The following is a 23,050-nucleotide window of genomic DNA, read 5'->3' as shown; positions in this document are numbered from 1 at the left end:
CTGATGAAAAACCGTGATTATATCCAGCGGCGCGTACCCGCCGACCTGAGCCGTATCGATATCCGCGAGCAGTGGCAGATTACGTTCTGGACGCTGGAGCTGCGCACTACCCAGGAGCGTCTGACCCGCGCCGTGCGGGAGGCGGGGCCGGAAACTGACCGCGTGCGGGCGTGGCTGGAGAAAAACCCGCCCCCGCGGGCGACGCGTTCCTGAGGCACGGATCGCCCTTCAGCCCTACAAGGACCCGGCGCATGACATTCACGGGTGCGAAGCAGCGGCACAGTGCCTCACAGTTGCTGTTTGCTGCAGCGCGCTACGGATGCCCGAAGGCCACCCAGTCATCTTTGGTGGACGGGGGATTAGCCTTACGGGGAGGAACCGGCGTAGCGGCTGCCGCATGCACGCCCTCTGCCGGCAGAGTAAAGCGCGTGATCGCGCCGCCCAGCGCGGTCGTCTGCCCGTTCAGGCTGACCGCGGTGGCGGAAACTTCCTGCACCAGGGTGGCGTTCTGCTGCGTAACGCGGTCAAGCTCCGCGACCGCCAGCGTGACCTGCGCTATGCCCTTGCTCTGCTCTTCCGAGGCCAGCGCTATCTGACCAATCAGCTCGTTAACCCCGCCGACGCCGCGCAGCACCTCATCCATCGTGGTGCCGGCGCTGCCGGCGGCCCGTCGCCCATCGCTGACGCGCGCCACGGTGTCGGCAATCAGTCCTTCAATTTCCTTTGAGGCGGCCGCGCTGCGCTGCGCCAGCGCGCGCACCTCAGTGGCCACCACGGCAAAGCCGCGTCCCTGCTCGCCGGCGCGGGCGGCCTCAACGGCGGCGTTGAGCGCCAGAATGTTGGTCTGGAAGGCAATGCCGTTGATGGTGGCGGTGAACTGGCGGATTTTTTCCGAGCCCTCCGCGATGCCACCCATGGCGTCCACCACGGTCTGCACCAGCTCCGCACCCCGCTGGGTGGTGCCGGCGGTGCGGCCCGCCAGTTCGCGCGCCTCGCGGGCGTTTTCGGCGTTGTGGGCAACGGTGGCGGTGATTTGCTCCATGCTGGCCGCGGTCTGCTCCAGCGCGGCGGCCTGGGTAGCGGTCCGGTCGGACAGGTCGGCGTTGCCGGCCGCAATCTCACCGGCCTCGCGGTGCAGGATCACCGCGTTGTCGCGGATCGCCGCCACCGCGTCCAGCAGGCTGTGCTGCATCTCCCTGACCAGCGGCACCAGCTGCCCGACGCAGTTGCGGCCCAGGTCTTCCGGCTCGCGCGTCAGGTCGCCGTCCGCGATGGTCTTCAGGTGCGCGCGGATTTTCGCCACCGGGCGCACGAGGTGCACCAGCAGATAGCGGTCGCAGAACGCCAGCAGGGCGGCGGCGGCCAGCAGCGCGCTGATGAGGATCACCTCCAGCCGGTGGCGCTCGGCCATTACCGGCGCGTCGTCGGCGGCCAGCTGCTGCATCAGGCTGCCGAGTCGCTCGCGGGCGGCGGCCGGATAGCGGTCCGGCGCGCTCAGTGCCGTTCGATAACTGTCCCACGCTGCGTCAGACGGCACGTCGTTCAGCAGGGCCGCCTTCTCGGCCGCCGTCCCGTCCTGCATGACGAGGCCCGCGCGGGTCAGAAAGGTCAACTGCTGCGTCAGGGCGTCGGCGCGGTCGGCGTGGCGGTACATTTCGCGCAGCGTCAGCGCGCCGTAGCTGCCGGCCAGCGCCACCACGCTCAGGGAGAGGATCATCATCCACAGCACGACGCGGCGGATGGTAAAGTGTCTGAGTAGCTGCATTAGGTTTTCCCCGGTGTTGTTATTATTCTGAAGAATAAGAAGCATTATCGTTTATTTAATTGCTTGCGTGATTAAGTTGCGCGCTACATTTATTTAGCGAGAGTCTGGCAGGAATAATTAAAAAAGGACACATCAGGACGATAAAATAAAATAATCGTGCCGCAGCAATTAACTCGCTAAAGAAAATAAATCTGACATCAGACCAGATTGCGACTATTATGGCCGGCATAAGAAAGTTTTTAATTGCTTTTCCCTTTCGCAGAAATCGTCTTTTATATCGGTCCGTAACCGTACACTTTTTCTTTTTAATTTCGCACCGGAACCAGGCCGGGGCGGAGGAACCCATGCTGATGAATCTTAACGGCGACGACGATCGCCGCGCGAGGGCGCTTAAGGCGCTGCGCAGTCCCGACGACAGCCGTGACGACGTGCTGCGCAAGTTTGTGCGGCTGGCGAGCCAGGCGCTCGGCATCCCCGGCAGCTTTATCTCCGTGCTGGATGACGAGCACCAGCACGTGCAGGCCGCCCACAACTTCGCCCTCGCGCAGTCCTCACGCGAGGACGCCCTCTGCCGCCACGCGTTAGACAGCGACAGCGCGGTGGTGGTGCCCGACACCTGGCTGGACGCCCGCTTTGTGACCCACCCGCTCATCACCGGTTCGCCTTACATCCGCTTCTACGCGGGCGTGCCGCTGAAAAACCGCGAAGGCATTGTGCTCGGCACGCTGTGCGTCACGGACACCGCCCCGCACCCCTTCAGCGCCGAGCAGGTTACCACCCTGAAGCTGCTGGCCGCGCTGGTGATGTCGTTTCTGGAGGCCTGGCACTCCGCCGGGTTTGCCGACCCGGTCACCGGCCTGCCCAACCGCCAGCGCCTCATCCGCGACCTGCAGTATCTGGCCGCCTCCGGCGACCGCACCCGGCGCCGGCTGGTGCTGATTGACTGCATCGACATGCCGCGCGCCTACGAACTCGCCCGCTCGATGGGCATGGGCCCGGTGGAAAGCCTCCTGAAGGACGTGGCCACGCTCCTGCCGCTGCGCCTGCGCCCGGCGCCCGCCGAGCTGCTCTACACCGTTGCCACCGGGCGATTCGCCGTGCTGACGCGCGACGACAGCCGGCTCAGCGCGGACTGGGTGGCAGGACGCCTGGAGGGGATCAGCGCCGACCTGGGCGACGGCATCGCCGTCGCGCTCAGCACCCACACCGGGGAGGTCAGCATCACCCCGGGCGACCTTCCCGCGCAGGAAGCGCTGCGCCGCGCGGTCAGCGCGCTGCACGAGGCGATCGGCCGGGACCTGCCCGCCATGCGCTTCAGCGAAGCGACCGATGCGCGCCATACACAGGACTTTACCCTGATGAACGACCTGGCTGCCGCGCTGCGTGAAGACAGGGGGCTGTGGCTCGCCTATCAGCCTAAAATCTGCCTGCACAGCGGCCTGCCGGTGGGGCTGGAGGCGCTGGTCCGCTGGCGCCATCCGGTCCGGGGCGAACTCTCGCCCGCGCTTTTTGTACCCCTTGCAGAGCAGACCGAGCTGCTCAGCGCGCTGACGGCCTGGGTTACGGACCGCACCATCGGCCGCCTTGCCCGCCTGCGCAACAGCTGCATCCAGCTCCCGGTGACCATCAACATCAGCAGCCGGGACTTTGCCCGCGAGGGCTTTGCCGACGCGCTGGAGGGGAAGATGATCAGGGCGAAGCTTTCCCCTTCGCTGCTGGGCATTGAGTGCCTGGAGACCGAGCGGATTATTGAAAGCCCGGCGGCCATGCAGGGGATGGAGATGCTGAAGTTGCGGGGATTCGGGATTTCGCTGGACGACTTCGGCACCGGCTATAGCAACATCAGCTACCTGCGGCGCATGCCGCTGGACGTCATCAAGCTCGACCGCTCGCTCATCAGCGAAATCTCGTCCGATACCGCCTCACGCATCATCGCGCGCAGCATCATCGCCATGCTGAAGGACCTGGACTACACGGTGCTGGCCGAAGGCGTTGAGGATGCCGATACGGTTACCGCGCTCACGGAGTACGGCTGCGACCAGGCGCAGGGATTCTTCTATTCCCGGCCGCTTCCGGAGGCGGAGCTTGACGAGTGGCTGTCGTGGAAGCTGCGCGGCCAGTGTTGACCCGCTGCCGCCGGTTGACAGCCCTCAGACTGGCGTTATGAAGCGTCTGAATCCCTCCGGCCCGGCGACGATCACCGCGTCACGGCCGGCGCCTTTGGCTTCATAAAGGGCCTCGTCGGCGCGACGCAGAAGCGCTTCCCGGCTGCCACAGTCGGCCAGGGACGCCACGCCGGCCGACACCGTCATGGCACCGACGAACGGGAACATCGTGGCGCTCACCACCTCGCGGATGCGCTCCGCCGTCCGGGCCGCATCCTCCAGGGCCGTCTGCGGCAGCAGGAGAATAAACTCCTCGCCGCCGAAGCGGCTGACCACGTCTCCCGTGCGGCAGGCCTGCCGCAGCAGGCCTGCCAGGCTGACCAGCACCGCATCGCCCGCATCGTGCCCGTACCAGTCGTTAATCTTTTTAAAGTGGTCGATATCAAGTGCGATCACGCACTGCGAGGCATCTTCGCGGCTCCTGTCCGCCAGCAGGGTAAAGCCACGCCGGTTGCAGAGCCCGGTCAGCGGGTCGGTCATGGCCTCGTCGCTGAGCGCGGCCATACGGCCTGCCATGGCGTGGCGGTACTCCTCCACGGCCTGCTTCAGGCGGTCGGCCTCAAAGTACCAGGCCTTCACCGACGCCAGCGACGCGTCATTCCCCTCATCCCGCACCATGCCCGCCAGCGTTTCCAGGGGAGAGGCAATGCGCCCGGCCAGCAGGGTCACCACGGCGACCGTCAGGATAACGATACCCAGCAGGAACCACAGGGCGTTTTCTGCCGTGCGCGCCAGCATATGCCGGACCGTCTCAGAGGTCCCGGCGATAAAAATGTTCCAGTCCGTTTTGTGCAGGCTGGCGTAGCCCGTCAGGAACTGCTGCCCGTCCGCCTCCGAGCTGAACCGCCCGCTGTCCGTGGTGGCCAGCCGCTTGCGCAGCGCGGAGTTCAGCGCCATTTTTGTTCCCACGCGGGCCGGATCGTGGCTGAAGATGATGAGGCCGTCATTGCTGACGATGCTGACGGTGGAGCCACGGGCGTAGAAATGCTGGCTCAGGATGTCGCTCAGCATGCTCTGCTTCTTGAGGTAGATGGTGCCGCCGATGTAGCCCAGGTAACTGCCGTCCGGCGTGAAAAGCGGCTGCGACAGGAACACCACGTAGTTGCCCGTTGCCGAGGTAAAGGGCGATGAGATAAACGGCTTCTGCGTGGCAATCGCCTGCCGGCTCGCGTCAGAATGCAGCTTTACGCCAATCAGGCTCAGGCTCTCCGGCGAGGTCGCCGCGATGATGGCGTCACGGTTAACCACCACCACGGTATAAAAAAAGCCGGACTGCAGCCGCAGGCGGTCGGTCTCGCCCCGCAGCAGCACTGGATCGGTCAGGCCCTTAATCTGCCCGGCGCTCCAGGCGAGCTCGCGCTGCGCCGTGGCGAGATAACGATCGGTGGTGTCGGCAAGCTTGCGCGCGTAGGCGATGTTGCCCTCAAGCAGGCTGTCCTCGATGTTGCCCTTCTGAAAAATCAGCAGCGACCCGAGCAGCAGGCAGGCGGTCAGGATCACCCCGCCGACGGAGAGTGAGATGAGAAGCGTGCGGAGGCGGATTTTTTTCAGCGGCATGGCGTCAGGGGCCCGGTTGAGATGTCATCAGAGTGTAACGCCAGCGGCCCCGGTCAAAGGGCAGAACAGCGTACCGTTTCTGTGCCGCACGGCGGGATGGCGGGAGCCGGCACGTCCGCGCCAGCTTAGCTCACTTCCTTCTTCCTAATGCAACTTAATCTGATAATCCCCTGTTTAACGTGATATTCGTGGATTAATGTCACGGAAAATGATTAATAAAGCGGTGCCGTCTCACCACGGCATAAATCAACGATTAGCCCGTGAAGGCTTGCGGGCATTTTTTATCGTGCCGGACGTTTTATTTCATGAAGGCGGGCCGGTGCCATACAGATAAAAAGGGATATACATCCCGCGCTGCACACACAACGCGTCTGCACAGCAAAGAAGAAATCTGACGCCTCCGCCCTTCCGCACCTTACTCAGGTCCGGACGGCCGGAGGCGTATTGTCCGGTATTTACGGAACGTCCTGACCGCGCATCCGCGCGGTTTTTTTTCTCCGCTCGCTTTCAGGCTAACTTATTCACCCGTCCGGTGGATAACCCTGTGGGCAGGGTGCATACATCATCGGCCAGGGAGCGCACCATGCCCGATGGCCCCGAGCGTACAAATTTTATACAGGCGGGCGGGCCGTTCATGAATAAGATGCTGCTGCTGTTTATGCTCATGGCGACACCCTTCCCAGCGCAGACTGCCCTCTGCACGCCCGGCTCCGGCACCTGCATCACGCCTTCGGAGGATAAAAACGTATTTCTGCACGCTACCTGCGATGACGACGGAGCACTTCTGATTTCGCTGGAGGCACCGCAGGGCAGGGTTTCGGGCGATGACATACATAACCGCGCAGGGCAGGACGGCGGCGGATGGACGTGTGCCAGCGGGGCCCTGCGGGGCCACTGCAACATTCTCTACGCCCGGGTGCCCGGCGCCATGCTGGACATGCTGTCCGGGAGTGCGGGCCGCGAAGTCCGGCTGTCAGGCGCCCTGCCGGAAGGACGCCCCCTGCATTTTTCTTCCGCCAGCCTGCGCCTCTGGGCTGGCGCCCTGCCCGCGCGCTGCCACTGAGCCCTGCCCCCCGGTGATCGCGGCCCGCACTGCCAGGAATCCTCTTATTCACGTGCGCCCGGTTGCCTTAACGGCAGCGACGGTCTTTGCTTAAACCACTGCGGGTATACAGCAGGTTAAGCGGAGAAGAAACGCCATGGGTCCCGTACGCTGCCGGCGCTGCTGTGCACCTCTGACCACGGAGGATCGTTATTATTTTATCAGCCACTGTGAGACCTGCGACACGGACATCCGGCATCAGGCGGGTGAGGCACACACACCCGTAAAGTCCCCGATGTATGTGATGAGGGGCGTCTTTTTCTTATTGCGCCGTTACCGCCATATCCGGACGGCCGGGCGCTGACCTCTCGGCGGAAAAGTGACTTCTGCCAGGAGGTGGCTTTTCAGAGGAACCGAAACGATTCGGATATTAAGACAATACGCATCCCTGCGTGATTTTATTTATTTCCGGATTGTTAACAAAAGGTAGGTTACAAGAACCCCCGCATCATTTTAATATAAGACCAGCTTGTCATTCTTTTAATAAACTTTTTTGGGCAGGTGAACTTCCTGCCCTCCCAGTCAATATTAAACCACTGAAAATCATCATCCTTTATCTTATCTATCATACTTAAAGCCTGCTCTGGCGTCCGGAAAGCATAAGCCTTCATCACGCCATCACGGGTGCATAAATCAATGTGAACCATATAACCCCCGGATGAAAAAATACTGTGATTTCATATTATTTTAATAACACGGTCATAATAGACCTGTTTTCTCACGGTGAGTTATTTATTTTCGTTATGATTGTGTAAAAAAAGATACCCCTGAAAAGTTGCATAAAATACCTGATTATATTTGTGTTAAATAAACAGGAATTCTGATGGCAAAATTCCTGGTCATAAATTAAATGGATTTAATCACGTTAAATCAGGTTAGCGCATAAGATCATGCTGCATGCTCATCGGACTGATGCCCGCAAATCCGGACACCCCACCAGGATAAAATTTAATCATATTATTTCGGTTTTACAATGCGGCAAGTGATATGGCGTATTCAAGATGTGCCGTTCTGTACAGGACACCAGAAAAAACTGATATTTCGGTGGATACCGAATCATCAGCTTTTAATGAACGTTACGCTAGCCAAATCGTCACTTACAGGAATGACACATGATAGCCGTACTGTTTGAAGCAGAAGCACTTCCCGAAGCGCAGCAAAGGTATTTCCAGCTCGCGGCTGACTTAAAGCCGTTGTTAGCCGATGTTCGCGGATTTATTTCGATTGAGCGGTTTGAGAGCCTCACATCAAAAGGAAAATATCTGTCCCTTTCCTGGTGGGAAGACGAAGACGCCATTGCCGTCTGGAAGCAGAACCTGATGCATCAGGTTGCTCAGCAGGAAGGGAAAGATTCAGTCTTTTCATTTTTCAGGATACGTGTGGCGTGTGTATTCCGTGATTATTCATTTGAAAAAGGACAGTATCAGCATGTATGACATCTATGTCGTTCTGAAAAATACGCCGGGCGCGTTGGCCTCGCTCGGAAGCATCCTCGGTAAAAATGGCGTTGGTCTTGAGGGCGGAGGTGTTTTTACCATGCCGGATGCCGGCCATGCGCATTTTCTTGTCGGGGATGGCGAAAAAGCTCGCATGGTGCTCACTGATGCGGGCTATGACGTCAGAGGTGTTTGCCGCCCGCTCATCCGCAGGTTACCTCAGGAGCGCCCCGGTGAGCTGGGTGAAATTAGCGGTGCAATTGCCCAGTGTGGTATCAATATCCTGGTACAATACAGCGACCACAGTAACCAGCTGATTCTGCTTACGGATGACAATGTCCGGGCAGCGGAAGTCACAAAAAAATGGGCAGTCTCTCCGGAATGATTCCTGATAAAGCAGCGCAGAGCGGGTTTTCTGAGTCCGAGCCTGAAAAATCCATGTCCATTGTTGCTGCGGCAATCTCTGACCCATCCCGGGTCAGTATTCTCTGCGCCTTAATGGACGGACGGGCCTGGACCGCAACAGAACTCAGCGCAGTCGCCGGCATTGCCGCATCCACGGCCAGCGGACACCTTTCACGCCTTCTCAGCAGCGGACTGGTTATCTGTCTCACGCAGGGCAGGCACCGCTATTACAGCCTGGCAGGCCTGCATGTTGCCGGGTTACTGGAAAATCTGATGGGCGTATCCATGCATGCTCCGTCCCGGTTCAGAACTAAAACCCCGTCACGCCTCCGTTATGCCCGTACATGTTTTGATCACCTGGCCGGTGAGATGGCAGTAAAAATGTACGATTTCATGATGACGGAGGGGTGGCTTTCAGCGGATGGTTTAGCTCTTACCACGTTGGGGAAAACGCATTTTCAGGCCCTTGGGGCAGTGGTCGATCCGCACCCGAGGCGCCGTTCCTGCTGTCCCTGTCTTGACTGGAGCGAAAGGCGCTTTCATCTGGGCGGAGACGCCGGCCATGCGTTAATGACACTTTTACTTCAGAAAGGCTGGATCCTGCGTACGCCGGGTTACCGCGAAGTGAGCGTGACTGCTAAGGGTAAAACGGCCCTCTGGCGCGTTTTTGGCATAGCTGTGGAGTGAACCGGCTTAACCGGTGGTTGAGGGGATTAAATGGAATTTAATGAAAATCAGCGGGGCCGGCTGATGAATACAGACGACGTGCGGCGTATGGCTGACATGGCTTCGCGTTACGTCATAAAAATATTCAGAAGGCTGAAGAATAATATCGCGACCCGGTTTCTTTCCCGGAATGGGTGAGTTATTGATTTCAAAGGGGATCAGACTGCTTTCAGGGCGGAGAGAAGCTGCGCAGTTCCGGATTCAGGAGGATGCGTGCGATAGACCAGCCCCAGCTCACACCATAGCGCAGGCCTGAGACTGCGCCGGATGAGCTGAGGTACCGTTGTCTCACTGTCATCCCTTCGCAGGGCAAAAGGGTCGCGCCATACCCTGCACCCACAAGATTTTTAATCGCATCGTTATAGTCCAGAGCGATACGGGGTTCAGGAATTTTACCTTCCCGCGCAAACCAGCTGCTGGTCAGTTGTGAAAGATGTGTGCCCGGCCCGTTCAGTATTAATGGCTTGTCGCTGAGCCACGCCGGGGTAATGAATTCAGGCGCTTTCCAGCTGGCCGGTAAAAAGGCCACAACGGGATCGCGCCGCCAGGCATCAACAGCAAGGCCACCCGTATTCATCTGGGGCAGCGCCACAATGCCAATATCCAGTGCGCCCGCTGCAACGCGCGCGACAGACTGCGAAGAGGTTAATACGGAAATTTTCACGTCGAGCAGAGGACGGGTACGGCTCAGGATTTGCAGGGCGGCAGGTAAAAGCCCCGCAATGACGCCTGTCGATGCCCCAATCCTGACCAGACCTGACAATCCCTTTGCCTGACGGGATATATCTTCAAGCACCAGCGCCGCCCCGGAAAGGAGCTGTCTGCCATAGGTAATCAGGCTCTCCCCGGTCGCCGTGGGCCTGATATTTCCACGTGTGCGCGAGAGTAAACGCGTACCAATCCGCTTTTCCAGCTCGGAAATATGCAGACTGACGGTGGGTGGGGAAAGATGCAATACCTTTGCGGCCTCGCTGAATGAAAGGAGATCTGCAACGGTCACGAGCGTACGCAGTTGGTCAAGATTAAGCTCTCGCAAATTTACACCTCAGAAAAACTGAATCTGAATGTCAGATAATGCAACTTTAACTTAATAAATGGGAGCGTGAAAATGTGATGAATCATTCACGGGATAACCAGTATGACTAAACCAGTAACCTTTATAGACGGCGATCAGGGGACCACTGGTCTGCAAATCCACAGCCGCCTGCAGGCACGTAGTGACATCACCCTTATTACTCTGCCAGACGACCGGAGAAAGAAGCGAGCAGAACGGGAGAAGTCGCTGAATGAGTGCGATATAGCTATTTTATGCCTCCCGGATGAAGCGGCTAGGGAGGCTGTGTCGCTGATAAGTAACCCTTCTGTCCGGATCATCGATGCCAGTTCTGCCCACCGCCTGTCGGAAGGATGGACTTATGGATTTCCGGAGTTAACGCACGACCAGCCCATGGCCATCAGTACGGCCAGGAAAGTGTCCAATCCCGGATGTTATCCTACGGGCGCTGTCGGCCTCTTATATCCGCTAGTACAGGCCGGTCTTATCCCGCCCGACTATCCCTATGTTATCAGTGCGGTATCCGGCTACTCAGGGGGCGAGAGACAGGCGATAGAACGTTTTGAAAAACAGGCCACCTCTGCTGAGGTCGCATATCAGGCCTACGGCTTAAAGATGCGCCATAAACACGTCCCTGAGATACAGTACTACGCGGGGCTCTCCGCAGGTCCCCTGTTCCTGCCTGCATATGCAGGCTTTCGCCAGGGGATCCTGCTCACCGTCCCGCTGGTTCACACTCAGATACCCGTGAGCATAGCGACTGAACAGCTTCACGCATGCCTGACACAGCACTATGCGTCAAGCCGGTTTGTCCGCGTGATGCCGTCGGATGAGTCATCTGCGCTGGATCGCCTGGATCCTCAGAAACTCAACGGCACTGACGATATGGAGCTGGCCATTTTTTCTGATCCGAGGCAGACAGTACTGACAGCGGTACTCGATAACCTGGGCAAGGGGGCTGCAGGTGCCGCCGTACGTAATCTGGACCTGATGCTGCAGGTTTAACTCAGTGAATTAAGAGACAGCGTTATCCGGCAGGCAAAATGCTCATTCAGGTTTCTTTAAACAGAGGAAAGTGTCATGAGAGAGTGGTTCAGTCAGGGCCAGTCTGAAGTAAGGCTCGAATGGGGTATTTCTGCCGTTGATTATCTTGCCGCAGAGGCAGACTGCGTGATCGTGGTTGATGTCATGTCATTTTCAACCTGTGTCAGTCTGGCGGTTGACAACGGCGCGCGAATATATCCTTTTCCCTGGAAAGATCATTCCGCACTGGAATATGCGGCCACTAAAGGGATAGCTACCGCCAGTTCTGACAGAAGGTTCACCGGGGAAGGTTACAGCCTTTCCCCGAAATCATTGCAACATATCAGGCGGGGTGAAAGCCTTTTACTGCCCTCACCCAATGGCTCATCCGTGTCATTCAGGGCAAGAGATGCGGGAAGTGCCGTCTTCAGTGGTTGTTTCAGGAATATGACAGCGACTGCAGCCGTCTGCAGGCACTACGATCGTATTCTGGTTATACCCTGTGGGGAAAGATGGCCGGACGGTAGCCTGCGTCCGGCGGTTGAGGATTACGTTGCTGCAGGGGCAATTATCTCAGCTACAGGCCGTGAAAATTGTTCACCTGAAGCGCAGGCGGCGGTGGCAGCCTGGACGTTTTACCAGAAAACAGACCTCAGCTTACTTTATGAATGCTCATCGGCGAGAGAACTCAGAATGCGAGGGTTTGCTGCCGATGTGACATTATGTCTGGAACCGGATGTCGCCAGCTCGGCATGCCAGCTTTACGGTGATTTTTACTTCACTGCAGATATGGCAGGGCACTCACTACAGAAACAGTAAGACCCGGTGTACCACTGAATCATTGCTGTCATATTACCCAGGTCCGAAAGTGAACTTCCGGCGCTTTATGGCACTTCTGATGTGATGAACATTTACACAATTAAAGAAAAAAGGAAGAAGAATGAAAACTCGACTCGCTTTACCTCATGAGGCAGAGGAATGCTGGAATGTGAGAAATCTCGCTATACGGGAGGGATGTAAGCCAAGCTACAGCGCCACCGTGATTGAAGCATGGACGCCTGAAGCTATGCCTGAAAATTACCGTACAGTAATAGATGAAAACCCTTTTTTTGTGGTTGATTTACCAGATGTGGGCCTGGTTGCAACTGGGTATCTGGATCTCTCATGTGGAAGTGTTGAGGCAGTTTTTACTTCGCCAGATTATTTCGGACAGGGCTGGGCCAGTCTGATTATTAAAGCGATTAAACACGAAGCGTTGCAACGGGGACTGAGAGAACTCACCTTGTCCTCAACTCCCAATGCACAGACATTTTATGAAAAACATGGCTTTGTATTTATCAGGGAAAACAGCTGCCTATCCAGGCTTGCACAGACAGACTTACGCTGTATGGATATGTCTCTAAAATTAGAGCCCTGACAGGCTTTTGGGTTGTAAAGCATCCGATTTTATCAGGGCTGTGCTTACTTATAAGATGCCCCCAAGGTAAGCAGTAACCTGAATCGTCATTCTGCACCGAGCTGCCTAAACGGTGCCGCTGTGATGCGCCTGCAGAGTTCTCCCTTTAGCATGGCACCGCAACGGGCGACTATAGAGCAAACGCAGCGTAATGCTTTATGAACAAACTATAGGCTTAAATCGCGCGCAGAGAATTTTCGTAGTTTTTCCATTCCACATAAATCATAGTCTTAGCCAGAGGGTCATGACGGCACTGGAGGAAATGACGCCCCGTGTCGAGCAGTACAGCATCGATGAGATGTTCCTGGATCTGACCGGTATTGATGGCTGTGAGGACTTTGAGCACTTTGGCCGGCGCCTGCGCGCGCACGTACTGGCCATCACGGGCCTGACGGTGGGCGTCGGCATGGGACCGACCAAAACGCTGGCGAAATCCGCGCAGTGGGCGAGCAAAGAGTGGAAGCAGTTCCGCGGCGTGCTGGCGCTCACGCCGGGTAATCCGAAACGCACCGAAACGCTGCTGGCCAATCAGCCCGTGGAGGAGGTCTGGGGCGTGGGACGGCGCATCGGTAAAAGGCTGAACGTCATGGGCATCACCAACGCCCTGCAGCTGGCGCGCGCGCACCCTGCCCTCATCCGAAAAGACTTTAACGTGGTGCTGGAGAGAACCGTTCGCGAACTGAACGGCGAATCCTGTATCCCGATCGAGGAACTGCCGCCGGCCAAACAGCAGATTTGCTGCTCCAGGTCTTTTGGCGAACGAATCACCTCAAAGGTGGCTATGCAGCAGGCGCTGTGCCAGTACGCCACGCGCGCGGCAGAGAAACTTCGCGGAGAACGTCAGTTCTGCCGGCGCATTAGCGTCTTCATCCGGACGTCACCGCACGCCGTGAACGAAGTCTTTTATGGTAACAGCGCCGGTGAGAAACTCCCGCTGCCCACACAAGACACGCGCGACATCATTGAGGTGGCCATGCGCAGCCTTGATCGCATCTGGCTTGATGACCGGCGCTATATGAAGGCCGGCATTATGCTCGATGACTTCACCCCCAATGGAGTCAGTCAGCTCAGCCTCTTTGACGACGCGCAGCCGCGGGCCAATAGTGCACAGCTCATGAAGGTGCTCGATGGCATTAACCAGTCCGGTCTGGGCAACGTGTGGTTTGCAGGTCAGGGGATAAGTACCGAATGGAAAATGAAGCGTGAGATGCTTTCACCGGCTTGGACGACCCGCTGGGATGACATTCCTGTTGCACTTGTCAGATAAAAAACTGATACGGAGATATCCATCAAAGGAATTCTATCAGCTGCAGCTGCACGGCCTTGCTAAACCTGCAGGCCTACTTGATGCTGAGTGCGCCGTAGCGGTCGAAGAACTTCATGCAAACATTCTGCAGTTAAGTAATTCCCTCCCCTGCCTGGATGTTCAGGTTTTTGTTTCCATCAGCGGAAATGGCTATAGCCTCTCATTTTAAAGGCGAGATATTTGATCGGCCGCTATGAGCGATGAGCGGATGTTCAGACCGACTGTTAGCTGACTTTGAGTTGCCAAAAAGAGCGATCCTATTCAGTACTAAAAAGATGGTAATGTTTCATAAAATCTCTTAGGCCTTGCAGGAATGGTTTTGAAATGAATGGATCTTGTTTGTGTGGAACAATTGAATTTGAACTTACTCATAAACCAGCGGTTTTTTATCGTTGTCATTGCTCGCTTTGCAGAAAGCAGAGCGGCGTGGGTTACAATCTCGCCACACTAGTCAAAGACAGTGAGTTTCGCTGGATTAAAGGAAAAAACTGCATTGCTTCATGGTCTAAGCCAACGGGATACCGTACAGATTTTTGCAATGCATGTGGCTCAACTGTGCCTAACAGTCTGCGAGACGTACCTTATGTCTGGGTTCCTGTTGGTTTAATTGACGAACCTCTTGAAATGGAATGTGTAGGAGACTTCTGCACAGATGATGCAATGCCTTGGGTTAAAGCCCGCTCACCTAGTCGCCATGCTGGACCTGCCGAGTCGCTAGCCTCGCTTTTAAAGTACCTGAAACTCAATTCCTGAGCGTCAGCACTTGGCACAAAACGGACCATTACCTAGTTCAGTTTTATGTCCGGAGGCGTATCGTATTTTTCACATCGGGCCATAAACTAATCCTTCAGCTATATGCCCAGTCCTTTTGATCACGAAACATAGCATTCAGAATCGTAATAAATTTTCTGATACAGGCTGTTATAGCCACTTTTTTGGGTTTTCCACGTGCAACAAGCGACGTGTAGAAACTTTTAATCTGGGGGTTATATCTTACCGCTGAAAGCATTGCCATATAGAGTGTTGCGCGCAGACCGGATCTCCCGCCCCAGATAGCCCTTTTACCGCGAAGCTGCCCGCTATCCCTGTCATAGGGGCATACGCCAACCAGGGCTGAAATCTGCCTGCGATTAAGATGTCCCAGCTCCGGAAGCTGACTCAGGATCGCAGCCTGAGTTACCGTCCCGATACCTTTAACTGTTTCAAGCATTTTTCGTTTTGGAGATAATGCAGCATTCTGATTCAGCTGGTCTTTTATTTCCTTCTCAAGGGCATCAATCTGCACATTCAGCCACGCAATATGCTCCGCAATGTCCTTCTCAATCTAGGCGCCGCTTTTCTCCTGAAGCCTGGTGATTTCCATGACACGATTCTGCACCAGCTGACGCCGCCGCGTCAGGAGCATTCCCATATCCTGAAGTTCTTTATCCTTGACAGGTCTGAACTCCGGTTTCATACGACGACCATATTCGCAGATTATCCTGGCATCAATCGGGTCGTTTTTTGCCACCTTACCCATCGCCCGGGCAAAATTCTTTATCTGTCGGGGATTGATGACGGCAACAAGCAGACCCGCTGAAATCAGCATTGATTCAGCCAGAGAGTGATACCTGCTTGTGGCTTCCATGATAACGCAAGATATGTGAAGTCCTTCGAATTCCTTCAGCAGTTGCACGATGCCGGAGGCGGAGTTCTCAAGATGTATCAGTCGCTCACTGGTGTCGATCCAGACATCTAAAGCGAACTTTGAAACGTCAATACCAACGGTTGTTTTATCGCTCATTTCAGTTCTCCCTGCCTTGCAGATACGGGCTTTAAGTGCGCCAGGCAATTGTTCGGGCTAATGCTGAAAAGGATGCTGCGCGGGATTGCTCCCCCCCGGGCTTTCAGCCCATGGAGACGATCGTGCTGCAGCATCCCGGGAACGAGATGAGTATAGAACCATCTACATCCTTCTATAAACATACAAGGAGACGAGCTTGCGCCTCTTGAACACGCAGCGGCCGGGCTAAAGTGAAGTCACGGCACCGGCCGCAGACCACACGGTTTTTATTCCCCCGCCGCAGGCGGCATCAATGAGGCGCGCAGCAACATCCATTTTGTCTTGTCCACATCCCGGGTGCATATCCGCCCCGGAACCCCGTGGATAAAACCGGCCCTGCCGTGCGCCGGCAGGGGTGCAGAGTGGCGCTCATTTTCTAATCAGTTACGCCCTCAGATGTTTCTGTATCACGGCCGCGCGCCGGTACAGTTCAACCAGGTCATTATCGATCCCCTCAATCAGCAGGCCGGCCATACACTGCTCGCGGCTGGCGCCCTGCCAGAGCTGGCGTGCAATCATGTCGCGCAGGCGCAGATGAAATTCGCACAGCGACTCTTCCAGGTCGTCGACGTCATCGGCCAGCGCGTCGTTATCAGGGTGCACAGTGTGATCGTTCATCGTGTTCTCTCCGTTCATCAGGCCGCACGGGTGTCGCGGTGGGCATACAGGCGGCGCAGGCCGGCCGCGTGGTACTGTTCCATCAGCTCGATACCAATCCAGCGGCGCCCGCACGCCTGGGCGGCCACGCAGGTCGAACCGGAACCAGCAAACGGGTCCAGAACAATGGCGCCGGGCTGCGTGAAGGTCTCAATCAGCGGCCGCAGGGCGCCCTTTGGCCAGCACGTATGCGCTTTCGTGCAGGTAGCCCACGAACGCGGACTTTGAGGCGTTAGGCTTGGTGAATACGATGTGGCCCACCACACGAAATCCCGCCGCCTTCCACGCCTGCATAAAAATGTCTATCCGGTTCCAGCCGTAGAAGCTCACCGCCAGGCTGTTGTCTTTCAGCACCCGGAACATTTCGTTGCTCGCCGGCTGTACCCACTCGCTGTTCACGTCGTTGGCAATCGAGCGGCCGAAACGGTCCTTAAAGCCGACGAGGTACGGCGGATCGGTGAGGATGAAATCAATGCTCTTGTCCGGAAAAACGCCCATAACCTGTACGCTGTCGCCGTGCATGAATCGAGACATAGTGATGCTCCTGTGTATGAAGGGGCACCGGTAGTGGTGCCGTGACCTCCACACAGACGGGCGAACAGCGGAGCAAACAGGGGCGGATGCGCAAGCCGCACGCGCCGCCGGAGCGGACTGGATGTCCCGCGCACGGCGGGGAACGGGTGAGCAGTCCGGCGATAGCTTCCCTTATATGTCGGTAAATATCTAAACTGACTTTGCAGGTCTGGCGAGGTCCGTGCAGCAGGTGAAGCTTCCGGGGCGCAAGAGCCCGTAAACAAGCGAGTGCGCACGGACTGAGCCACTCATCATTAGCCCGGACAGTTGTCTGAACCTAAATTCGTATCGTAAGGAGGGGCACCATGAGTCAGCCGGATTTGCAGTGCATTGGTATTGATGTGGCAAAGGCCACGCTGGACGTGGCTTCTACAGAGGAGATTATTCCTTTCACCGTCAGTAATGACACTGCAGGTTTTGAGGTAATTACTAACAAAATCAGCGGACTAAATATTTCTTTGATTCTGATGGAGGCCACCGGAGGCCTGGAGACGCAGGTAGCAGCGCGTCTGCAGTCAGAAGGCTTTGACGTGGTTATTATCAACCCGCGACAGGCACGCGATTTTGCCCGAGCCATGGGGCATCTGGCGAAAACGGACCGGCTGGATGCCACTATGCTGGCGCAGCTTGCACGCGTGATTAACAGCCATCCTGATCGTAACCGGTATATCCGGCTGATGCCGGACGCCGTCAGCTCAATCAGATGCTGGTTGCGGAACGCAACCGGCTTTATCCCTCCCACCCCGATGGCCGTGAAAGTATCAGTCGGATCATGACGGCCCTCGAGGCAGAGCTTGCTCTTGTGACGCGCATGATGAATAGTCAGGTGCGGCAGCATTTCCGCGTTCAGGCCCGCCAGCTGACCAGCGTGAAGGGCGTGGCGGAAATTACTGCCGCCACCCTGCTGGCCGAACTGCCGGAGCTGGGCACCCTGACCCGCAGGGAAATCAGCGCGCTTGTCGGTGTCGCCCCCGTGAACAGGGACTCAGGAAAAATGCGGGGAAGACGAACGATTTTTGGCGGAAGGGCCGGCGTGCGGTGCACGCTTTACATGGCGGTAATAACCGTCATTCAGTTTAACCCGGCTATCAGGGCCTTTTATGTCAGGTTAGTCGAAGCGGGTAAGGCGAAAAAGGTGGCGCTGGTTGCCTGCATGCGTAAGCTGCTGACCATCCTGAACGCCATGGTCAAAAGCGGGATGTACTGGGAGGATCATTTCATGCCACCCCCGCCAATTTAGTGAATTAAAAACTCAGTCCGGTTCTGAGACGAATGTCATCAGAACTGTTTTGATGCCACTCTGAAAAAGTTCTGCAGCGCCATCAGCGCTCTGCCGGTCATGGCTATTTCCGATACCATCACGGCGTCATGCTGTTTCAGCCAGGCCAGGAAGACGGGGTCACTCATGAAGGGGGTGAACGTACCAAAAGCCAGCTTCAGATGCGTCAGGTTGTTGGCCCACACGTCCAGAGAACGATACTCGCCCTCACTCAGTTGCGTAAGCAACTCATCCGTTTGCGCTTTGATTTCTGTAATGCGCCGGTACTTTTCATGCATGCGTTTCCGGACCTCGAAGTGATTGTTTTTGCACCTGACGTACAGCCTGTGCGCCACTCAGCGCCGTGTGCTTACGTGAGGACGGCAGCAGTGAATCACGGTTCAATACAGCCGCCCTCTTCTCACAGGCCTTATACCCTGAAGGCCTCGACCATTCCGCGTAAAGCGTGTGCCTGCGCAGACAGTGACTGTGAGGCAGAAGAGGACTCCTCAACCAGCGCGGCGTTATTCTGGGTTACTCCATCCATCTGACTGACGGCAATGCTGACCTGGGAGATACCCTGCATCTGCTCGGATGAAGCCAGTGAAATATTATCCATGGACTCTGCCAGCTCGCCCACCATACTGACAATTTTCATTATGCTGTGCCCTGCATCTGCTGCTGCGAATACGCCGCTGTCAACGACACTTACTGCCTCCGCCATCAGTTGTTTGATGTCATGCGCGGCATTCGCACTACGCTGTGCGAGCGTCCTGACCTCCCCCGCCACAACGGCAAATCCCCGCCCTTCTTCACCTGCCCGGGCGGCCTCCACTGCGGCGTTTAAGGCCAGAATATTTGTCTGGAAGGCGATGCTTTCAATTACGGATGTAATATCCCGCACCTTAGCGGCGCTAACAGATATGGCATTCATTGTGTCTGACATGCGCTGTACATCTGTGCCACCTGAACGGGCAACCTGCGCTGCTTCACGGGCTGAACCAGCTGTCTGCTGTGCGCCGGCACTATTGCTTTTCACTGTAGCGGTAAGCTGCTCCATGCTGGCGGCCGTTTCCTGCAGCGCGGCCGCCTGCTGCTCGGTACGCGAAGAGAGTTCAGTATTCCCCTGTGAAATTTCATCCGCAGCCAGCGCCACGGAGCCGGCGGAATCCTTTATCTGAGAGATAAGCCCCCGTAGGTTTGTCTGCATACCATCCAGTGAAGCCAGCAGGCTTGTTTTATCATTGCGCCGCAGAATGACCTGACTCGTCAGGTCGCCAGAAGCAATTGCTGCTGCGAGTATTTCAGCATCTTTAGGTTCCCCGCCTAACTGGCGCATCAGCGCCCTGACTATCATAAAAATGGTCAGAAAAGAGAACAGTACTGAAAGAGTTGTGAGTGAGAGAAGCACAACGGAAGCCTCACGTACAGATTCGCTGTTAACAGCTACCGTATCCCGGCTGAGCTTATTTTGCACATCGGTCAGCCCGTCAAGGGCATCAGACAGGGCCTGCTGAGCCGGGCGAGCCGTATTCAGCAGATAGTCAGCGGCTTTTTCTGACTGATCGTTGTCCATCCCCATTTTTCCTGCAACTGTCAGCGTATTCAGAGCGAAACTGTCTGAGGACAGAATACGGTCTAACGCTGATTTTCCTTCAGGAGAAGCTTTATGCATCATGCTGGTAACAAGCTGATCGCGTTGCTGAAGATACTTTTCATGTAAATCACTGACCTTTTGCCATTCATTTTTCTCCTGCTCAGGATCTTTGAGCAAAACAATGTCTCTGACTGAAACTGCCATGTTATTAACAGCAGCACGCATGTTCAGGACAAGCGTAAGGCGCCTCATTTTATAATTTACCGTATCTTCCATGCCTTGCCGTGACTTACTGAGCACATGAAGAGACAGGCCGGTGCAGATTAAAAAGCAGATAACCAAAAGGCCGTAGCCTGAGAAAAGACGAAACGATATTTTCATTTTTTTTCCTGGTGGGCGGGAGAACAACTCCTTTATCGGCCTGTAGCCAGATACTAATAGCTTTGATGAGTTACGAACTGTTACTACATCCCTCAGCACAGTTGCTTGTTTGCGAGGCCGCCCGGCTACCGTGAGGGCACGGCACTTTATGCCCGCCGTTTTCCGGCCACAGGACGGAAGACGGCATGAAGGCGGAGCACAGCGATAACCTTTTTCATTCCTGCAGTGATGCCGCCGTGACCGGCGACATCAGAGGATCTGCAGTTGCACTCCGGGCTGCGCTATTTCCCCTCCCCCTCCAACAAGACGGTATCGATGGCCATCTCCAGATGCCACCAGTTAAATCCCTCGTTTGCATCATGATGGTCTTCGGCATACTCCATGGCCGCCGCAATCTCATCCGGCGTCATCGCCGGGTTAATACCGAGAAAGTCCTCTGCCAGCCAGAATGTGCCGCAGCACAGCTCATCATCGGCCAGGGCATCCAGGCGCGCCCTGAATTCACGTACGGTCATTGCTCTCATTACCTGTCCGGCGGGTTGTCCCGCCGCCTCCGGTTTACTGATGATCAGGCAGGGTCTTTTTCGACCCTTGCGGCAGGGATGGTGTCGGCGCAGTGGCGCAGAAAATACCAGCTGAGACTCGTATCCGCATCAAGCGAGGCATCGGCCAGCAACTCGTCGGGCGTCAGCTCCGGTGCCACGTCTTCGAAATCATCGGCTATCCACAGGTGCACCACGCAGGTTGTGCCGGGTTCAAAGCGCAGCAGCTGTTCGGCCAACTGGCCAGTGGTGAGAGGTTGATTTATGGTCACTCAGGTCTACAGGTTGCACGGCATCAGCGCCGTGACGTCACGGCAGCCGGGCTATGGCGCAGGACGCAGGGTCGAAGGACGAAGCCGCACGCGCCGCCTGAGCGGACTGAATGTCCCGTGAACGGCGGGGAAACGGGTGAGTCAGGAGGCGAAGCCTGCCTTGCGGACGAAGCGGCCCGGCTAAGGTGAAGTCACGGCGCAGCCCGACAGGCGGAGGGAGGTTGCATGCATTTTTTGTGTGTTTTAATACGAACATGACTGCACTCATGAAACGCTGCCGGCAGCCGAAGATATGATGTACACAACAGACAACTGCGAGTCACCACTTATGGCCAGAGCCCTGCCCCCGAGCTATTTTCCCGTTTCACCTTCCTGTCTGGCAGAAAAGCTCCGCGAAATTGCGGACATGCTGGAAGTCCGCAGCCCGTTTATCCGCGCGGCAGAACGGTACTGCGCCACGGGAAGCCGCGGCGAGCCTTTAACGATTATCCGCATCGAGATTCAGGAGCAACCTGAGTAAGTCAGATATTTACGGTTAAAGTAAGGCGGATGACTGGCTCAGGCAACTCTATGCGCAGGGCCACATCAGTGCGGCCCCGTCCCGGGGCTTAAATTATTTTATGCACCGGGCACTTAAATATAAACGCTTACGACTCGCCTCTGCCGGTTAACTGAATGTCAGGGTACATCGGATATACAGGACGCCAGGTCCGGGTAGCGCCGCTTCGAACAAACAGATTTATATTTAAGCACAGCGCCAGTATGAAAGTGGCAGCATATTTTCGCTTCGGCAATCGGTCAGTCATTGGAGACAGAAAACATAAATGAGAGAGTGAGTGAACATATTCTCTGCAGGAAGCTCGTTATGGAGAAAAACCATTGCGTAGATCCTCTGGCTTTACTGCACCTGAACAGGATTAAGCAGTCTGCCTGCGGGCACGCCCTTTCGGAATCGGATGCGCATTACATGCACCGTACTTCTGACAGTACGAGTTACTTGCTCTGACCCGGGTTCAGGTCAGAGTGAGAGATATTTTCTCAGGATGAAAGATACAACATCAATATCTCAGAAAAATATCAGACACTTATAATAAAACGGAAAGATTCAATTTATTTACCCTTATTAATCCATAGCCGATAACTATGCACCTCATTTAAATTCCGCTTTGCCATTTGCTATAATAACGACGTGGTTAAATTTATTCTCATTCATTTTTAAGCGAGGTGTAAACGTGTTGTACAGCGAAGACATGACCGGTCACGCAGTTATTGGTGAAGCAGCAGTCAATCTTGCCGTGCGTGAAGAGGAAATATCCGTTGATGCTCTCCTGACGGAGCTGAACATTATGCTTAAAGCAGAGAAAACCAGCAGCCGCAGCCGGCTCATCAGCGATGCCATCAGCTGGCTGCGCAACTTCCGGACCGTCGGTGCGCGCGGGGGCGCCGGTAAGAAATGGATGCTGCCTGATGCAGACAGCCACAGTGCCGGCGGCGAGGCCCCCATTCGCCTGCAGGCTGATGATGAAGATGAAATGAGATAACCACAACCCCAAGGAGCGGGCGCTTAGCGTCCGCCTTCACCTGACTTCGTAAGATGAATGCCTGCGCGCGCCATCATTAACGAAGCGCACCCCAGCGCCTTTTAACCTATAATTTATCTGTCATCGGGTACGTTCTGCAGATGCAGCGCTGCCGGCCACACAATAATAATCCGCAACACCACTTTTACCGCCGTCATCCGCTCAGGATGCTCCGGCAGGGACTTCACAGCATGAAAAATACCAACTCAGTGACCACAATCCGCGCCCGCCTGCAGAACAGCGGCGACGCGCTGGCGGCTGAAAGTCAGGAGCTTGAAGAGGCAATACAGGCGATTCTGGCCTCAGGCGGACAGCTGACCAATAAAACGCTCATCATCCACGTCATTCGCGACCTTGAGCAGGAGCGTGACGC

General features: G+C 56.1%; 26 protein-coding genes and 2 pseudogenes. 15 read left to right on the top strand and 13 right to left on the bottom strand.

Annotated elements, in window-relative coordinates; all coding sequences use genetic code 11:
- Positions 1-213, top strand: a 213-nt coding sequence (locus tag VI01_RS19290) for a DUF3606 domain-containing protein (protein ID WP_255353484.1), incomplete at its 5' end; no start/stop codon positions are given.
- Positions 214-313: 100 nt separating this feature from the next.
- Here the strand turns inward: VI01_RS19290 and VI01_RS19285 are convergent.
- On the bottom strand, positions 314-1,765 hold the full coding sequence (locus VI01_RS19285) for a methyl-accepting chemotaxis protein (RefSeq protein WP_045816317.1): 1,452 nt from the start codon (positions 1,763-1,765) through the stop codon (positions 314-316).
- Between the two features lie 344 nt (positions 1,766-2,109).
- Here VI01_RS19285 and VI01_RS19280 point away from each other — a divergent pair, with 344 nt between their 5' ends.
- On the top strand, positions 2,110-3,891 hold the full coding sequence (locus tag VI01_RS19280) for a GGDEF and EAL domain-containing protein (RefSeq protein WP_045816316.1): 1,782 nt from the start codon (positions 2,110-2,112) through the stop codon (positions 3,889-3,891).
- Positions 3,892-3,915: 24 nt separating this feature from the next.
- On the opposite strand, the gene VI01_RS19275 is transcribed toward VI01_RS19280, so the two are convergent.
- Positions 3,916-5,487, bottom strand: coding sequence for a diguanylate cyclase (locus tag VI01_RS19275; protein ID WP_045816315.1), 1,572 nt, complete (start codon positions 5,485-5,487; stop codon positions 3,916-3,918).
- A 583-nt stretch (positions 5,488-6,070) separates the two neighbouring features.
- Between VI01_RS19275 and VI01_RS19270 the strand changes: the two genes are divergently transcribed.
- Complete coding sequence (locus tag VI01_RS19270) at positions 6,071-6,550, top strand: hypothetical protein (RefSeq protein WP_045816314.1); 480 nt, start codon at positions 6,071-6,073, stop codon at positions 6,548-6,550.
- A 470-nt stretch (positions 6,551-7,020) separates the two neighbouring features.
- Here the strand turns inward: VI01_RS19270 and VI01_RS19265 are convergent, their stop codons facing one another.
- Entirely contained in the window at positions 7,021-7,236 is a 216-nt protein-coding gene (locus VI01_RS19265; protein WP_045816313.1) for a hypothetical protein, read from the bottom strand.
- A 465-nt stretch (positions 7,237-7,701) separates the two neighbouring features.
- Here VI01_RS19265 and VI01_RS19260 point away from each other — a divergent pair, with 465 nt between their 5' ends.
- Genes VI01_RS19260 through VI01_RS19250 form a run of 3 tightly spaced genes read left to right on the top strand, consistent with a single transcriptional unit; the run spans position 7,702 to position 9,117 of the window.
- Positions 7,702-8,025, top strand: coding sequence for an antibiotic biosynthesis monooxygenase (locus VI01_RS19260; protein ID WP_045816312.1), 324 nt, complete (start codon positions 7,702-7,704; stop codon positions 8,023-8,025).
- Positions 8,018-8,410, top strand: coding sequence for an amino acid-binding protein (locus VI01_RS19255; RefSeq protein ID WP_045816311.1), 393 nt, complete (start codon positions 8,018-8,020; stop codon positions 8,408-8,410). The genes VI01_RS19260 and VI01_RS19255 overlap by 8 nt, the downstream gene beginning before the upstream one ends.
- Positions 8,407-9,117 (top strand): helix-turn-helix transcriptional regulator, encoded by a 711-nt coding sequence (locus tag VI01_RS19250; protein ID WP_045816310.1) that lies wholly within the window; start codon positions 8,407-8,409, stop codon positions 9,115-9,117. The genes VI01_RS19255 and VI01_RS19250 overlap by 4 nt, the downstream gene beginning before the upstream one ends.
- Before the next feature lie 208 nt (positions 9,118-9,325).
- Here the strand turns inward: VI01_RS19250 and VI01_RS19245 are convergent, their stop codons facing one another.
- On the bottom strand, positions 9,326-10,156 hold the full coding sequence (locus VI01_RS19245; protein WP_231638561.1) for a LysR family transcriptional regulator: 831 nt from the start codon (positions 10,154-10,156) through the stop codon (positions 9,326-9,328).
- 138 nt (positions 10,157-10,294) lie between these two features.
- On the opposite strand from VI01_RS19245, the gene argC reads away from it, so the two are divergent.
- From argC to VI01_RS25035, 5 genes and pseudogenes are all read left to right on the top strand, one after another.
- Complete coding sequence (gene argC / locus VI01_RS19240) at positions 10,295-11,215, top strand: N-acetyl-gamma-glutamyl-phosphate reductase (protein WP_045816309.1); 921 nt, start codon at positions 10,295-10,297, stop codon at positions 11,213-11,215.
- Between the two features lie 75 nt (positions 11,216-11,290).
- Positions 11,291-12,052 (top strand): 2-phosphosulfolactate phosphatase, encoded by a 762-nt coding sequence (locus VI01_RS19235; RefSeq protein WP_045816308.1) that lies wholly within the window; start codon positions 11,291-11,293, stop codon positions 12,050-12,052.
- 121 nt (positions 12,053-12,173) lie between these two features.
- Entirely contained in the window at positions 12,174-12,650 is a 477-nt protein-coding gene (locus VI01_RS19230; protein WP_045816307.1) for a GNAT family N-acetyltransferase, read from the top strand.
- A 250-nt stretch (positions 12,651-12,900) separates the two neighbouring features.
- Positions 12,901-13,956, top strand: a pseudogene (gene umuC, locus VI01_RS19225) (translesion error-prone DNA polymerase V subunit UmuC); the annotation flags it as partial.
- Between the two features lie 363 nt (positions 13,957-14,319).
- On the top strand, positions 14,320-14,748 hold the full coding sequence (locus VI01_RS25035; RefSeq protein ID WP_075564120.1) for a GFA family protein: 429 nt from the start codon (positions 14,320-14,322) through the stop codon (positions 14,746-14,748).
- Positions 14,749-14,842: 94 nt separating this feature from the next.
- Here the strand turns inward: VI01_RS25035 and VI01_RS25765 are convergent, their stop codons facing one another.
- From VI01_RS25765 to VI01_RS19210, 5 genes are all read right to left on the bottom strand, one after another.
- Complete coding sequence (locus tag VI01_RS25765) at positions 14,843-15,280, bottom strand: transposase (RefSeq protein ID WP_231638560.1); 438 nt, start codon at positions 15,278-15,280, stop codon at positions 14,843-14,845.
- A gap of 39 nt (positions 15,281-15,319) precedes the next feature.
- On the bottom strand, positions 15,320-15,778 hold the full coding sequence (locus tag VI01_RS25760) for a transposase (RefSeq protein WP_231638556.1): 459 nt from the start codon (positions 15,776-15,778) through the stop codon (positions 15,320-15,322).
- Between the two features lie 423 nt (positions 15,779-16,201).
- Complete coding sequence (locus VI01_RS19215; RefSeq protein ID WP_045816306.1) at positions 16,202-16,435, bottom strand: hypothetical protein; 234 nt, start codon at positions 16,433-16,435, stop codon at positions 16,202-16,204.
- A 17-nt stretch (positions 16,436-16,452) separates the two neighbouring features.
- A complete protein-coding gene (locus VI01_RS25960; protein WP_369801887.1) occupies positions 16,453-16,740 on the bottom strand; it encodes a DNA methyltransferase in 288 nt (95 codons plus the stop codon).
- Positions 16,625-17,008 carry a DNA methyltransferase gene (locus VI01_RS19210; RefSeq protein WP_369801886.1) on the bottom strand — a complete coding sequence of 128 codons (384 nt, stop codon included), beginning with the start codon at positions 17,006-17,008 and terminating at the stop codon, positions 16,625-16,627. Before VI01_RS19210 ends, VI01_RS25960 begins: the two co-directional genes overlap by 116 nt.
- A 344-nt stretch (positions 17,009-17,352) precedes the next feature.
- Here VI01_RS19210 and VI01_RS19205 point away from each other — a divergent pair.
- A pseudogene (locus VI01_RS19205) lies at positions 17,353-18,287 on the top strand (IS110 family transposase).
- A gap of 38 nt (positions 18,288-18,325) precedes the next feature.
- Here the strand turns inward: VI01_RS19205 and VI01_RS19200 are convergent.
- From VI01_RS19200 to VI01_RS19185, 4 genes are all read right to left on the bottom strand, one after another.
- The gene (locus VI01_RS19200; RefSeq protein ID WP_045816305.1) at positions 18,326-18,604 is read right to left on the bottom strand and encodes a hypothetical protein; all 279 of its coding nucleotides are present in this window, start codon (positions 18,602-18,604) and stop codon (positions 18,326-18,328) included.
- 131 nt (positions 18,605-18,735) lie between these two features.
- Complete coding sequence (locus VI01_RS19195; protein ID WP_045816304.1) at positions 18,736-20,283, bottom strand: methyl-accepting chemotaxis protein; 1,548 nt, start codon at positions 20,281-20,283, stop codon at positions 18,736-18,738.
- A gap of 281 nt (positions 20,284-20,564) precedes the next feature.
- The gene (locus VI01_RS19190) at positions 20,565-20,798 is read right to left on the bottom strand and encodes a hypothetical protein (protein ID WP_045816303.1); all 234 of its coding nucleotides are present in this window, start codon (positions 20,796-20,798) and stop codon (positions 20,565-20,567) included.
- A gap of 53 nt (positions 20,799-20,851) precedes the next feature.
- Positions 20,852-21,097, bottom strand: a complete 246-nt coding sequence (locus VI01_RS19185) for a hypothetical protein (protein WP_231638554.1) — start codon at positions 21,095-21,097, stop codon at positions 20,852-20,854.
- 292 nt (positions 21,098-21,389) lie between these two features.
- Here VI01_RS19185 and VI01_RS19180 point away from each other — a divergent pair, with 292 nt between their 5' ends.
- The 3 genes from VI01_RS19180 to VI01_RS19170 form a co-directional block, all read left to right on the top strand.
- Positions 21,390-21,617: a hypothetical protein gene (locus VI01_RS19180; protein WP_045816302.1), complete on the top strand. Its 228-nt coding sequence runs from the start codon at positions 21,390-21,392 to the stop codon at positions 21,615-21,617.
- Positions 21,618-22,329: 712 nt separating this feature from the next.
- Entirely contained in the window at positions 22,330-22,638 is a 309-nt protein-coding gene (locus VI01_RS19175; protein ID WP_045816301.1) for a hypothetical protein, read from the top strand.
- A gap of 230 nt (positions 22,639-22,868) precedes the next feature.
- The coding region (locus VI01_RS19170) for a biofilm development regulator YmgB/AriR family protein (protein WP_045816300.1) at positions 22,869-23,050 on the top strand (182 nt) is incomplete at its 3' end.

Origin of the sequence: Pantoea sp. SM3, from assembly GCF_000963995.1 — a bacterium.
GTDB lineage: Bacteria > Pseudomonadota > Gammaproteobacteria > Enterobacterales > Enterobacteriaceae > Pantoea > Pantoea rwandensis_B.
This window is presented reverse-complemented; position numbering and strand designations above follow the sequence as displayed.